Below are 14,070 nucleotides of genomic sequence, written 5' to 3'. Positions count from 1 at the left end.
TACAAAATAGTGCTAATAACTAAATTCTTCACAAGTAGATCTTAAATAAATGAAAAAATTTTTGATTGCTTCCTGTGCGTCTTCTTTACTAGTTTTTGTATACATTTTTTCTACTCAAGCAAAAGGACGTTGTGAACCAATAATAGTATCTTTTTGTGCGCTGTATCTACGCCGTAGCATTTTTTGTAAAATGTTGTTTAAGAAAAAATCACTTGGCTTTACACTATCAAAATTTGCTAGAAACAAAAAATCTACTCGCGCTAGTTTTGAAATTAAATCAGTAAAGTTTTGTTTTTCATTAATGCATTTGTAAATATAGTGTTGCAAATCGTCTAGAAGGATATACGCAACTGTGAATCCCTTGACACTAATTTCGTTACATGATGCTTGTAAAAAATAAAGTAAACTTGGATAATCAGAAGCACTTGAAAGGAAGAAATTACGAGGTGGTTCGCTACTATCTTTTTCTAAAAGTTTAGAAATTGCAACCATTGCTTTTTCACGAATTTGCGTACCGTTTTTGTCAACTAATCGTACTTTTGCATATGAATATTTAGGGTTAGGTGCTGAAATTTCTCGACCAACAATGTTGATGTTTTTAAACAAGGATGTTCAAAAAACACTATTTTTCATTATTTTTTTCTTGAAAACTAAGTTGCTATTTTCGTCACGTTTTATTAAATATGTATATCTTTGATCAATCTCTTTAGAAAATTCGCCGATTATTTCTAAAAATTTAATTGCATTTTGCTCAATTTCTGCATCAGTTATTTGCAAATCTTTGAGTGTTTTTTGTAACTCTTTAAACGACCTTACATAAGAAATTATTTTGTTAATAGTTAATTTATTTAAAAAATCTAAATTCGTTATGAAATTTTGGTGTTCACTCTGATTTGAAAAAACGAAATCTTCTTTTGAGTGGTTAAAAACGTTTCCAATTAACTTCTGTTGCACATCAGCAGGCAGTGAAGTTTCTTGGATTTCAAAATCTGTTTCTGTCAAAGATTCAACCAAAGATTCCTTTTCTGCATCAAGAGTATTTTGTGGCTTTGATTGAAATTTTCGTTTTGAATTTTTATTCAATAATTTATATAACAATTCGTTCATTTAAACTACCTTTAATGATTTTTTAAACTTTCTATGTAATCTTTTCTAAACTGCTCGTATTTAGCTGCAAATAAGCTTTTTTTATTTTTAAGATATCTTAAGAAATCTTCTTCTACAAGATAAAATTCTAAGCGCCCATACTTTGTTTTATATTGAACTATTTTTCACAAAGACTTTAAGTCTATAAAACCTTTAGTAGCGTAAAAAGAAAAAGCTAAAAGATTTGTCAACGGATTATTAAGTAGTCTACCGTTTTGCTGCATAAATCTGTTAATTTGTTCTCAAGGTTCGTTAGTTTTGAAAGTTAAGTAAAACTCAGGAAAACTTTCTTTCAAAATAGCTCGATACAAATTGCCATCGTTAAATTTTTCAATTAAATTATCAAAATACTTATTTTCTAGTAGTCGTTCATAAATTAAGTCAACAGATTTTGTAGTGGCTTCAGTTACACCAAAAATTTCTGCAGATGATAAAGTAACATTTTGGAAATTCAATCACTTTGCTGAACTTTTCTTTTTTTCTTGTAAGAGTAATTTTGTTTTTTCCGCACCTAAGGCTTTAATTAAAAGATCTTGAAGTAATTGGTTGTTTTTAATTTCATTCAAATTTTTTGGTTTTTTTAATAAAAACAGCAATTCTTTCTCATCATCATTTTGGTAAATTTCCAGTAACCCTAGTGTCATCAATTTAAGTCGAGCTATATCTAATTTAGACAACAAAATTTTATTGTTTGTAGCAAGTTCAGCAAAGTCAAGTTTTTTTTCTAATTCTCCGTATTCAAATATCGAGTCATTCAAAATTTCATACAAAAACACCGAAAGAGAACCCATTACAGGTCCATAATAAGTCCGTAAATTGTAAAAATCACTATATTCTAAAGATTTTTCTGCTGCAACTTTAAATTTTGGATACTTCAAAACGTTATTCATTTTGGTGCCTCATCTTTTAATTAATAATATAACTTAAATTCTTTTACAAAAAGTTTTTTAGCAATTGATGTATTTTAAAAAAAGTTGCGCAATTACGTAACTTTGTTGTTTTAAGATAAATAATGTTTTTACTTTTTCTAAATTTGTTAACGACAAACACAGGGTTGTTTAATTTATCTAAATTTTTGATCGTTCAAGCGTTTACTTTTCTGCTTTTTAAATTTTTGATACGTTTTCAAGATGGCGCATCTAATCACAAGATAGTATCGAATAATTGAGCAAAATCGGCATAAGGGGAATTTAAAACTGGCAATTCAGCAAGATCATAATGAATTTGTTTTAAATGCGTAGTCAAGACAGGATAAATTAATTTTTCTAATATGGCTAAATGATAGGGTTGTTCGTTAACTCAAGCTCTTAATTTTTGTCTGTTGATACCTTGTTGATTAGAAATATTTAAACCAATAGTTTCTATTAACAATTTGTATAAAACACCATCTTTGCGGTACTGATCGCGAATAAAATCATCGGCAATAAAAATTTTAAAACCGTAGTTTTTTAATTGCTTTAAAAAAGTTGATTTTCCAACGCCAATTTTTCCTATCACAGCTATCATAATTTATATCTTAGCATAAACAATTAGTCTAACACTAACTTGGCGGCTTCTTTATAAGCTTTTTTAACACCTTCTCATCCCAATTTAATTCCACCAAAATAACGAATTACAAAAACGATTTTATTTCTAATATTTTTTACAAATAACAATTCACGAATTGCTTTACCACCAGTACCTGATGGTTCCCCATCGTCATAACCTTGCGAATGTAAATTTTGTCCGTCAACTAAAATATAACCATAACAAATATGTCTGGCCTTTTTGTGTTCTTTTTTTAAATAAGCAAATAATTGAGCTACTTCTTCTTTTTGCGTTAAAGTGGTTGCATAACTATAAAATTTTGATTTTTTAATTTCATAATAACCTGTTTTTTCAAACATATTTAACCTACACAAGACTTAAAAAAGTATCAAAATAAAAAAAAAAAAAAAATGGGGCGAATGACGGGATTCGAACCCGCGAATGACGGGACCACAACCCGCTGTGTTAACCTCTTCACCACATTCGCCATTTTTTTAATTTAACTTTTTTAGCTAATGAATTATAGCAAAGAATTAAATTCCAAAAAACTTTTTGAATTCAAAATATAATTATTTTCACATTTTAATCAGAAGGGAAAATTATGGGCAAAATTTTAACTTACGATGCAATAGTTGTCGGGGCAGGACACGCGGGTCTTGAGGCAGCTTTTGCGCTCTCCAAAAAGGGACATAACACGGTTTTAGTAACTCTAAACTTGCAAAAATTAGGTATGATGCCTTGCAATCCATCAATTGGCGGGCCTGCCAAAGGAATTATTACCCGCGAAATCGATGCACTTGGTGGAATGCAAGGTTTATGAGCTGACCGGGCAATGATTCAGTTGAAAATGCTCAACCAATCAAAAGGTCCAGCTGTGCGTGCTTTAAGAGCACAAATTGACAAAGAAAAATATAGTCAAATTATTTATCAAGACGCTTTAAAACAACCTAATTTAACACTGTATGAAGGCGTTGTTGAAACTATCTTGGTCAACCAACAAGGCTATTTTATAGGTGTAAAACTCGAAGACGGTTCACAAATTAATGCTCAAGTTGGTGTTATCACAACAGGCACTTATATGGATGCGAGAATTTTGCGTGGTGCTGAAACAACAAAAAGTGGTCCAGACAATGAAAAAACTACTTCCAAATTGAGTGAGTCACTTGTAAATTTAGGTTTTAACTTACAACGTCTAAAAACTGGCACACCACCACGAATCTATTCTGATTCAATCGATTATTCAAAAGTCGAAGAAGAAGTTTTAGATGAGATTAATTTGAGTTTTTCAAGTCGATCAAATGTCAAATTACCACGTCAAATTGCTTGCTATTTAACTTACACCACTCCTGAAACACACCGCGTAATAAATGAAAATTTAACAAAAAGTGCGATGTATTCAGGTTTAATCGAAGGTATTGGCCCAAGATATTGTCCTTCAATTGAAGATAAAATTGTTAAATTTGCCACTAAAGAACGACACCAAATTTTCTTTGAACCCGAAACTGCCGATGGCGCCATTACTTATGTAAATGGTTTATCAACTTCAATGCCTATAGATGTCCAAGCTCAGATAATAAAAACAATTCCCGGGCTTGAAAATGCCAAAGTACAAAAATGAGCTTACGCAATTGAATATGATGCAATTGATCCCTTACAACTAAAACCAACTCTAGAAACTAAAGTAGTACACAATTTATACACTGCAGGACAAATTAACGGTACCAGTGGGTACGAAGAAGCAGCAGCTCAAGGTTTAATCGCCGGTATTAATGCTGGACAAAAATTAGAACAAAAACCTGAAATAGTGATTTTACGAAATCACGCTTACATTGGTGTGCTCATCGATGATCTTGTCACCAAGGGTACAAAAGAACCATATCGCATGCTTACAAGTCGTGCTGAATATCGTTTGTTATTGCGTAATGATAACGCCGACATCCGTTTAGCAGACTATGCACTAGCGACCAAAATGATTTCACAGACTGAGTTTGATAACATCACGCAAAAATATCGCTTAATTGATGACAAAATTGAAGAACTAAAGACCCAATATCTTTCAAGCAAAAGTCCACTTGCGCAAAAATACCAAATTTTAGATGGCCAATCACTTTTAAAAGTTTTAGCTCGTCCTGAAGTAGAACCTAAAGATGTTTTACCTGATTTCCCTTATCTAGACGAACTTACCATTTTGGTGCGTCTTTATGGTTACATTGAAAAACAAAAAAGTGATGCTAACCGCGCTGTGCGTTTAGAAAATTACAAAATTCCTGACGATATTGACTATAGTCAAGTTACTAATATTGCCACCGAGGCAAGGCAAAAATTCAGTGTTATTAAACCTGCTACGATCGGTCAAGCAAGTAGAGTCAGTGGCATTAATCCAGCGGATATTCAAATGTTGCTTTTTTATTTAGAAACAACACGTAAGAAAAATGAGACAAATTAGGCTAATTTATGTGGGTTCCTACACACCGGAATTCAAAAAACTTTTTGACGAATACATACGTAAAATAGGAATCTTCGCTAATGTTACTACCTACGAAGTAAAAGAATTTGCGCAATTTAAAAACATCGAAGAAAAAAAACAACGCGAAACTAAAGAAATTTTAACTACTCTGAACAAAATAGAAGGTGACAACAAAGTGATATTGTTATCACTAAACGGTAAAGAGCAAAGCTCAACGGAATTTGCGCATTTGATTGAACAAAACACGAATTTAACTTTTATTATTGGCGGTTCTGATGGAGTTGTGGAAGAAAATTTCAAAACTTGTACACGGCTTGCTTTTTCCAAAATGACTTTTCCCCACCAACTTTTTGGTGTGATGCTCACTGAACAAATTTATCGCGGTTTTATGATTATTAATAATCGTAAATATCATAAATAAAACTAAGGTTTGCACCTTAGTTTTTTTATACACTTGAGAAATAGTACTATTTCATAGTGTTATTAGTAAAATGAGAAATTAAATAAAATAATTAAGCGGGTAGTTTTTTAGTCATTGCTTCGAAGAAGTGAACAAGTAAATCGTTGCTATAAGCAGTTGCTGCGTCGTTTAAATTCTTTTCTAAACTAGTTAGTTCCTTGTTTATATTTGTTCACAAAGTTACGATTTTTTCGTAATTTTGTTTAAGTGAATTTTCGTCAGGAGTGAGCGTTTCGCCATTGGCAATACGTGCTTCAAAACCGCTGATACCTTGTTTAGCTAACACAACATATTTATCATAAACATTAAGTTTAGTTCTGAATATTGAGAAAATGATATCACTTGAACCAATAGTAGACATTAAACGTTGACGTAATTGTGTTTCAAAAGTTTTAACAGATTGTAGTTGTGATACAGCTGTAGTGCTATAACTTGCATATTTTTCTTTATATTCACGCTGACTTTCATCTAAAGCTGAGGCTACAACGGGTTTAATGTCATAAACTTGAGTTACATTAGTTAGTTCCTTAGCAATAATTTCAAGGTAGTTTCTAACCGTAATGTGGAAGTTAGCTTCAGTTACTTTATCTAAATTATCAATGGTAATTGGAATTACTCCAGATGCAATGTTATAAGCCACAGGTAAAGTCGAACGGATATTAAATTTAAGCTTAAGGTAATCTTGAATGAACATTAATTTTTCATACAAAGTCACGCTTTGTTGGTTTGCAAGAATTTCGGGATCACTTTCTGTTTCAAGTTTTGCTTCTAAAAGAAATTCGTTATATCTATTGTAGTATTCTTGCTCTTTTTGCGCTTGTTGATAGTCAGCAAGCACTTTGTTGTCAGCTTGTTTAGTTTTAGCAATGGCAACATAGTGGTCTGTTAAAGCAATGGCTGGCGCTACAATTGCAGCTGAGCCCAAAATAATTAAAAATCAACTTAAAAAGTTAGTTTTCCGAGTTCTTAAGTCACGAATTTGTTCAAGCGTCGGTTTTTCTCAAAGTAAAGCCTCATCATCGCTCATAAACTCGAAGTCAGATTGACGTTTAATACGTTTTTGAATCCGTTCTTCTTTACGTTTTGCTTTCCGCAGTTGACGTACACTTGGTTTAACTTCTTGTGGTTCTTCAGCAGCAGTTGGAGTGGCGTTTTGTGTTTTGTCAGCAGTTTTACGTGCTTGTTTTTGGGCTTTACGTTCGGCTTTAGCAACTTTTTTGTCAGCTTTGGTGGTTTTTTGGTTACTACTTGGTCGTTTTCATCAGCGTTTACTTCATTTGAAACTGACGCGTTGAGTTCATCACCAACATTAGCTTCAACCGGTGCCTCTTGCTGTTTTTGTTTGGCTTTCTTAGCTTTCCGTTCAGCTTTAGCGTCTTTAGCAGCTTGTTTTGCGATTTGTTTAAGTTCTTTTTTTGATTTGGTTGGTGCAGGCACACCTGTTTCGCTTTGAGTTGTTAATAATTCTTCGTTTTGGTTAGACATAGTAACTACCTCACTTTTGGCTTCTTGAGCGCCATAAATTAGCTCTTTTTTGTGCAAATATTTTTTCCTTAGATACATCACCAGGTGGTAGAGCAAAATACTAAAGAGTATTGCCATTAATGGCTCAGCAATTAAGGTCACTGGGTGTGTGATAATTCACTCTATGATTGGCAAGGTTCCCTTAATTTCAGCAATGGAATTATGAATGTAACGAATCGTGAGTACGAAGGCAATGTTAAGAATAGTTGCGCTTACGGACATCACCATAAATTTTCACAATGCCATCTTGCGGTCAGCCTTAAGTGCTTTGTAAATACCAGCTACTGCTACACCAAGTAAAACCCTGGACAAAATGGAAATATCTGGCATTTGATAAGCTATCGCACCTACAAGCATAGCCGCAATAAAGGAACTAATACCAAAGAACAATCCAGAACAAAGCGCTCCCACAACTCCTAAGTGAACTGTAGCAACAACCAAAATGACTGGTAAGTAAGTTAACGTTGTGGTTGCTAGTGGAATGTAACCAAAATAAATGGTAAAACCAGAAATTAGGAACAATGCAAAGTAGGTTGCGATGAAAACTAACCGTTGAATTGTGAATGAATTAAGCCCAAGTTTGCTCGCTCGTTTGTGCTTTTTGCGCTTACGTATCTCGGCGTTGTCTTGAGTTTTAATACCTAGTTCTTGTGCCATTCAAGCAAACTCCTTCAGAATAATAAAATTTTGTGCAGCAAGAATCTGCATATTGATAATAAATTTTAACTTATTTTATTTAATATATAAGTATCTATATTTTAAATATATCTAAATTAATAAAAAATATATAAAAAATATGTAAAGCTTAGGTCTTTACAAATTCAACTGTTACTGGTGATATTGAACTAGTGAGTGAACTTGGTAACCCTGGTCTTCAAGACGTTTACGTCCGTCTAAGTAAGCAAGTTCAACTAGCACTACCACTTTTTCAACTTTAGCGCCATTTTGTTCAGCTAAACGAACTACTGCTTCGTTCGTGCCACCGGTCGCTAAAACATCATCACACACTGCTACTTTTTGGCCAGGTTGTAAGAAACCAGTTTGTAGTTCTAATGTGTTTTTACCATATTCCAAACCATATTCAATAGTTACCACATCACCTGGAAGTTTGTGTTTTTTCCGTGCCATAAGGAATGGTTTTTTGAGTCGAAGCGCAATGGCAGCACCAAAGACAAACCCACGGGCGTCAGCGCCAATAATAACATCACAATCTTTGCACGCCGCGGCCATTTCTTCGATCGCTTGGTGAAAGGCATCAGCGTCAAAAAGTAAAGGTGAAATGTCTTTAAATTCCACTCCAGGGGTTGGAAAGTCGTAAACAGTTCTAATATATTTTTCGTAATTCACAATTATCCTTAAATTTCAAAGTAAAAATAGCAAATAACACTATGACATAGACAAATTAGTAAACTTAGTTTTTATTTTGTGTCCTTTTTGTAAAAGTTTTTTGCTTGAATTAAATCACAACGAAAATTTATTTAAATTTTTCCAATTTGTCTATGTTGTAGCATTATTCAAAAAATCATTATTTTTTAGCAGAAGATTTAAATGGTACAGGTACATCTTCATAAAATTCGAGAATGTCATCTAGTTGCACACCGTCAAATTTATGAATGTGTGTTCCAAAATCTTTACCAGTTTCCACTTCTTTGACATCATTTAATTCACGACGAAGTGAATCAATCACTCCATCATGCACAATTTTTTTTCGACGGAGCACTTTAACTTTAGAGTGTGCTTTCACCACGCCATCTTCCATCATACAGCCGGCAATAATACCAACTTTTGAGTATTTGAAGAGTTTAATTACTACAGCTGTACCAATTTTCTTCTCTTCGTATACCACTGTACGTTGAGCATCGAGTAAAGCTTGCATATCTTCAGTTGCTTTAAATAAAACATTATAGTAAGCAAGTTTAACTTTGAGTTGCTTTGCACTTTGTTTAATGTTTACTGATGGTTTTTGGTTGAAATTAATTACTAACGCATTTGACGTTTGCGCAATTAACAGGTCATTATTAGAAACTTCACCAGCTTGAGCACTTAAAACATGAATAACTGCTTCATCATTATGCATGTCGTGTAATGCTTCTCTCAGAGCTTCGGCAGTTCCTTGCACGTCTGACCTGATAATAATGTTAATAATTTTTCTTGTTTCATCACCATTTTGTGGTTGCGAACTTTTGTTGAAAAGCAATTTATTTTTGTCAATTTGTGCTTTTTCTTGGGCAAGTTTTTTAGCAAATTTTTCATCTTCAAAAGCAATGAATCTTTCACCAGCAAAAGGAGCCACATTAAGTCCGGTAATTACAACTGGCATTCCTGGTGTTGCTTCTTCAATGGCTTGTCCAGTTGAAGAACTAATTAAATTTTTCACACGACCATAGGCTGAACCAGCCACAATAAAGTCACCGCGGTACAAGGTACCACTTTCAATGAGTAAGGTTGCAGTAGCGCCAACACCACGGTCAATTTTGCTTTCTACCACTGTGCCATAAGGATATCTGTTTTTATTAGCTTTAAGTTCTAAGATATCAGTTGAAAGTAAAATCTGTTCAAGTAACGAGTCAACACCATCACCTAACTTAGCAGAACCATAGATCATTGGGACATTACCACCGTATTCTTCAGTCACAAGTCCAGCGGCAAGCAATTCATTTTTAATTTTGTCAATGTTTTTGTTTGGTTTGTCCATTTTGTTAACAAACACAACAACTGGTACATTCAAATCAAGAGCTAACTGAATGGCTTCTTTAGTTTGTGGCATCACACCATCATCGGCAGCAACCACAAGAATAATTAAGTCAGTAATTTTCGCACCACGCGATCTCATTTGTGAAAAGGCTTCGTGGCCAGGAGTATCGATAAAGGTTATTTTGTTATTTTGGTGTGAAGCTTGGTAAGCGCCAGTGTGTTGAGTAATGCCTGATGATTCACTCTGAGCAACTTTAGTTTTACGAATGTAGTCAACTAAAGTTGTTTTTCCATGGTCAACGTGTCCCATCACGGTGACTACTGGTGGCCGTTTGGTAAGCAGTTTAGGATCATCTTCAAATTTAACTTCGTTTAAAAAGTTCCCAGCATCAACATTTTGTTCCTTCCGGAAGTCAAGACCATGTTCCATACACACTTCAGCAATTTCTTCTTCTTCAAGCACATGGTTAATTTGGTACATCTTCCGTTTAAGCATAAAATACTTGATGAGTTCGTTGGCGCTAAGTTTAATTTTGTTTGCAAATTCACCCAGCGGCATTTTGTTAGTAAAAATAAACACACCGTTTTTAACTTCTGTTTTGGTATTTGATAATTGTGCTTTGACAGCTTCTGTATTACTTAATCTTTTAATTTTACTCATAGATTTAACTCCTTTAACTCTTCATCGATTGTGGTGTAAATTTCTTTTGCGACATTAGTGCGAAAAATGCGGTTGAGGCCCTTAGTTTTGACGATTTTATTTCAATTTTCCGCAGTGGGAAAAAAGTAAACTCCCCGTCCTTTTAGTTGGTTGTTGACATCAAGCACAATTTCCCCAGTTGTTTTGGTGTAATTAAAGCGTAGCAAATCTCTTGTACTATGAAATTCACCAGAAATAAAACACTTGCGTCTAGTTTCAGTCTTCATCATCAAAGTCACTAAAATCAAGTTCTTCGTCAAGACCAAAGTTGGCTAGGTCATTATCAACCTGGAAGTTTTCCAGTGCTTTCTTAGCTCGTTTGTAATTCTCAACATCTTTTTTAGTTTCTTTTACAACTGTTGCAACTGGAGGAACTGGTTGTTCTTCTTTAACTTCTGTAAGTTCTTCATTAGCTTCAGTTTCAGTAAACTTGTTGAATAATTCTTCGAAGTCAAGGTTTTGACTAGTGTTGAAAGTTTCTTGTTCTTCAAGTTCAAAAGCAGCCACATCTTTGTCAAAAGAACTCATATCAACTTTGAGTTCCTGGAAAGGAGATGGGTTTTTGGTACGTGTCTTGTTGGTTTTGACATTTTCCAACTTTTTGCGGCCAACATTGCGGCGCGCACCACTTTGAGTCAATTGTTCAAGTTTACTATGATCGAAGACTAAACCTTTTTCCTCAGCTTGTTGCACTGAAAGCACATCCAGTTGGGTGCGTGTCAAACTCGAAGCTAATAAAACATTAATACCTTTTTTCCCAATTGCAGGAGTTAAGTCTTGGTTTGGCACAATCACATAAAATTGGCGTGGATTGTCATCATTAGGATTTTTTGCAATCACATCAACTACATTACTTGGCGACATTGCATTGGCCACGTAAGTTTTAATTTCTGGACTTCACTGCACAATATCTAATTTTTCACCATCTAACTTTTTCGAAATATTGTTAATTCTTTGTCCACCTGGCCCAATTAAAGCACCATACAAGTCAAAATCAACTGTGGTTGCGTCAGCTTTTTTGACAGCCACCTTGGTTCTTTCCCCCGGACGACGGAATACACCAACAATTTCAATTAAGCCTTGGTTAAGTTCAGGAATATTCTCTATCAATTCAGTGCGCACCATTGCAGGTGAATCAAGTGAAACTTTAATTTGACTTAATTTTGAAAACTCATCAACTTCTTCAATAATTACATCACACTTGTAACCTGGTTGTACTTTCCGTTTAGCACTAATCATTGATGCAGGTAAGTATACAGTTGCTCCATCTTGACAAATTTTGACATTTCATGAACCATCTTTATTTTTCGAAGTAAATTCCACATAAATTTTTTGACCAATTTTTTGCGAATAAGTATTGAAAAGTAAAGTTTTTTGGAAAGTTTTAATTCTTTGAATTAATGACTGTTGCACAATTTTCAACACTTGTTTAACCTCAGGACTTGGTGATTCTGACAACAAGCTTAAGTTTACACGGACTTTGATTTCATCATCAACTTGTGCTTTTTTGTCTACTTTGAGCGCTTTACTTAAAGGCACATTGTAAATCGCTTGGGCATAATCTTCAGGATCAAAAGCTTCATCTTCAACAACCAAAGTGTTAGTGTTGTAAGTTAAAATTTGCTCTTTTTTAGGATCGATTTCAAGCACGATGTTAGCTTCAGGATCAATTTTTTTGTTAATGATATTAGTGATTTCTTCACTAAAAAGTTCTACCATTTGTTCTAATGGTAGTTTCATTGAATCACTGTAAGCTTTAATCGCTCCATACATTTTTTTGCTATATTCTCTTTCAATTTGTTCTGGAGTTTTTTCTTTCTTCATAACCATTCCTTATTTTTTAATTAATTGTTGGAACTTCATCGAGTGAAAAGTAGGTGTGAATATCTTGAATTTTACTTTTAGGTAATTGCGTTTTCCGGAATTGTCCCCTATTGTTTCAACGTACCGTAAACGAGTCTGTGTCCACTGCAAGAATTTGACCAATGTAAGAATCGTGTTTCTCGTGTGCTTGTTTTAAACGGAACAACCATTTCGTCTCACTATCTTGCGTATTTTCAAACCAGGCAGACATTTCCTCCACACTAAAGACTGTTTGAAAGCCTTTGGATTGTACATCAACAGCTTCAAAGTTAAATTCTGAACGATATGTTTCTAAAAAATCATTAATTTGATTTGTCCATATCACTACTTGTTCGGAGTCGTGAACATCAAGAACAATTTGTAGCAAAGTCAAACCAAGAGTTTGGTCGAAAACAACGTCAACTTTGGAGATTACACTTCCAAATTTATCTTCTAACAATTTCTTTCACAACATACTACTCCTCATAAAATAACAAAGAGTTGCCAGAAGCAACTCGTTGTACTACTATTGCACAAATTATAACATAAACACAATGATGACTATTTGTTACTAAGTTCTTACAATTTGATTTGCAGCGCCAAAAGTAAGCTAAAATATCATTAGCTAAATAACTCAAACCACAAATAGTAATTTACGTTTTGAGTCTATAACATAATGTTAAAACACACAAAGGAAGTAAAATGGCAGTCGGTATTGTAGTTGAATATAACCCATTTCATAATGGCCACATTCGCCAATTAAATTGAATAAAAAGTAATTTTCCTAACGAAAAAATTATTGTGGTTATGAGCGAAAAATATTCTCAGCGTGGCGAAATAATTGTTGTTCCTTACAAAGTACGCGTTAAATTCGCTAAAAAATACGGTGTCGACCAAGTCTTACCACTTACTTTTGAGGAAACTGTGCAAGCTGCACATATTTTTGCGAAAAATGCCATACAAAAACTTTATGCTGCTGGCGTGGACAAACTAGTTTTTGGTAGCGAAAGCAACGATGTTACCAAAATGAAACAGTTAGCCGCAAACATAATTACACATAAAGCGACTCTTGACACAAAAATTAAGCATTATATTAAAGCAGAAAAATTAGGTTATCCAAAAGCATATGCATTGGCAACTAAAGATATTTTTGGCGAAGCCTTCGAACAACCAAATGATATTCTGGGCATGGAATATATTAAATATATTCTCGAAAACAACTTACCTATAGATATATTCACAATTAAGCGTAACGTTGAGTTTCATTCACTAGAAACAACTGAGCACTATGCTTCAGCCACTTTTTTGCGTGCTTTAATCAAACAAAAAGGTGATCTTAGTCCCTTTTCACCTTTGCCAAACAAATTTCGTGATCGCACAGATAAGTTTTATCGTCAATTTCAAAAGATTTTAACCAAAACACCTATCGCAAAGTTACAAACGATACCTTTAGTTAGTGAAGGAATCGAAAATTTACTACTTAAAAACGTGCAAATTGCTACTTACGACAAATTTGTTGATACTTGTACGTCGAAACGTTATACACGTAGTAAAATCAAACGAATTATGGCTTGAATTGTTGAAAAGAAATGAGCAAAATAGTCTTTTGTATATTTGCGATTTTTTAAACTAATTTGGTTGATAATATTTTTGAAAGACATATTTTTAATTTTGAAAATTTAATATAAAAAAATTGCATTAGTGTGCAAT

Annotated in this window: 14 protein-coding genes and 1 tRNA gene; 3 read left to right on the top strand and 12 right to left on the bottom strand. The window is 33.7% G+C overall.

Annotation, left to right across the window (positions count from 1 at the left end; all coding sequences use genetic code 4):
* Positions 1-12: 12 nt before the first annotated feature.
* The 5 genes from EXC55_RS02865 to EXC55_RS02845 form a co-directional block, all read right to left on the bottom strand.
* Positions 13-1,107, bottom strand: a complete 1,095-nt coding sequence (locus tag EXC55_RS02865) for a hypothetical protein (RefSeq protein WP_129623164.1) — start codon at positions 1,105-1,107, stop codon at positions 13-15.
* An 11-nt stretch (positions 1,108-1,118) separates the two neighbouring features.
* On the bottom strand, positions 1,119-2,036 hold the full coding sequence (locus EXC55_RS02860; protein ID WP_129623163.1) for a hypothetical protein: 918 nt from the start codon (positions 2,034-2,036) through the stop codon (positions 1,119-1,121).
* A gap of 43 nt (positions 2,037-2,079) precedes the next feature.
* Positions 2,080-2,652, bottom strand: coding sequence for a dephospho-CoA kinase (gene coaE / locus EXC55_RS02855; RefSeq protein ID WP_129623162.1), 573 nt, complete (start codon positions 2,650-2,652; stop codon positions 2,080-2,082).
* A 23-nt stretch (positions 2,653-2,675) separates the two neighbouring features.
* Positions 2,676-3,032, bottom strand: a complete 357-nt coding sequence (locus EXC55_RS02850) for a YigZ family protein (RefSeq protein WP_129623161.1) — start codon at positions 3,030-3,032, stop codon at positions 2,676-2,678.
* A gap of 52 nt (positions 3,033-3,084) precedes the next feature.
* Positions 3,085-3,160 (bottom strand) — tRNA-His (locus tag EXC55_RS02845).
* A gap of 114 nt (positions 3,161-3,274) precedes the next feature.
* On the opposite strand from EXC55_RS02845, the gene mnmG reads away from it, so the two are divergent.
* The gene (gene mnmG / locus EXC55_RS02840) at positions 3,275-5,119 is read left to right on the top strand and encodes a tRNA uridine-5-carboxymethylaminomethyl(34) synthesis enzyme MnmG (RefSeq protein WP_129623160.1); all 1,845 of its coding nucleotides are present in this window, start codon (positions 3,275-3,277) and stop codon (positions 5,117-5,119) included.
* The gene (locus EXC55_RS02835; protein ID WP_129623159.1) at positions 5,106-5,561 is read left to right on the top strand and encodes a 23S rRNA (pseudouridine(1915)-N(3))-methyltransferase RlmH; all 456 of its coding nucleotides are present in this window, start codon (positions 5,106-5,108) and stop codon (positions 5,559-5,561) included. Before mnmG ends, EXC55_RS02835 begins: the two co-directional genes overlap by 14 nt.
* Before the next feature lie 91 nt (positions 5,562-5,652).
* On the opposite strand, the gene EXC55_RS02830 is transcribed toward EXC55_RS02835, so the two are convergent.
* From EXC55_RS02830 to EXC55_RS02800, 7 genes are all read right to left on the bottom strand, one after another.
* Entirely contained in the window at positions 5,653-6,627 is a 975-nt protein-coding gene (locus tag EXC55_RS02830; RefSeq protein WP_129623158.1) for a hypothetical protein, read from the bottom strand.
* Positions 6,567-7,781: an ECF transporter S component gene (locus EXC55_RS02825; RefSeq protein ID WP_129623157.1), complete on the bottom strand. Its 1,215-nt coding sequence runs from the start codon at positions 7,779-7,781 to the stop codon at positions 6,567-6,569. Before EXC55_RS02825 ends, EXC55_RS02830 begins: the two co-directional genes overlap by 61 nt.
* 171 nt (positions 7,782-7,952) lie before the next feature.
* The gene (locus EXC55_RS02820) at positions 7,953-8,471 is read right to left on the bottom strand and encodes an adenine phosphoribosyltransferase (protein ID WP_129623156.1); all 519 of its coding nucleotides are present in this window, start codon (positions 8,469-8,471) and stop codon (positions 7,953-7,955) included.
* Positions 8,472-8,649: 178 nt separating this feature from the next.
* Entirely contained in the window at positions 8,650-10,479 is a 1,830-nt protein-coding gene (infB, locus tag EXC55_RS02815) for a translation initiation factor IF-2 (RefSeq protein WP_129623155.1), read from the bottom strand.
* Positions 10,458-10,748: a YlxR family protein gene (locus EXC55_RS02810; protein ID WP_223211682.1), complete on the bottom strand. Its 291-nt coding sequence runs from the start codon at positions 10,746-10,748 to the stop codon at positions 10,458-10,460. Before EXC55_RS02810 ends, infB begins: the two co-directional genes overlap by 22 nt.
* A complete protein-coding gene (nusA, locus tag EXC55_RS02805) occupies positions 10,729-12,342 on the bottom strand; it encodes a transcription termination/antitermination protein NusA (protein WP_165001868.1) in 1,614 nt (537 codons plus the stop codon). Before nusA ends, EXC55_RS02810 begins: the two co-directional genes overlap by 20 nt.
* A 16-nt stretch (positions 12,343-12,358) precedes the next feature.
* Entirely contained in the window at positions 12,359-12,835 is a 477-nt protein-coding gene (locus EXC55_RS02800) for an LSm family protein (RefSeq protein ID WP_129623153.1), read from the bottom strand.
* Between the two features lie 227 nt (positions 12,836-13,062).
* On the opposite strand from EXC55_RS02800, the gene EXC55_RS02795 reads away from it, so the two are divergent.
* Complete coding sequence (locus EXC55_RS02795; RefSeq protein ID WP_129623152.1) at positions 13,063-13,962, top strand: nucleotidyltransferase; 900 nt, start codon at positions 13,063-13,065, stop codon at positions 13,960-13,962.
* Positions 13,963-14,070 lie beyond the last annotated feature (108 nt).

The organism is Mycoplasmopsis columbinasalis (assembly GCF_900660705.1).
Classification (GTDB): Bacteria; Bacillota_I; Bacilli_A; order Mycoplasmatales; family Metamycoplasmataceae; genus Mycoplasmopsis; species Mycoplasmopsis columbinasalis.
This window is presented reverse-complemented; position numbering and strand designations above follow the sequence as displayed.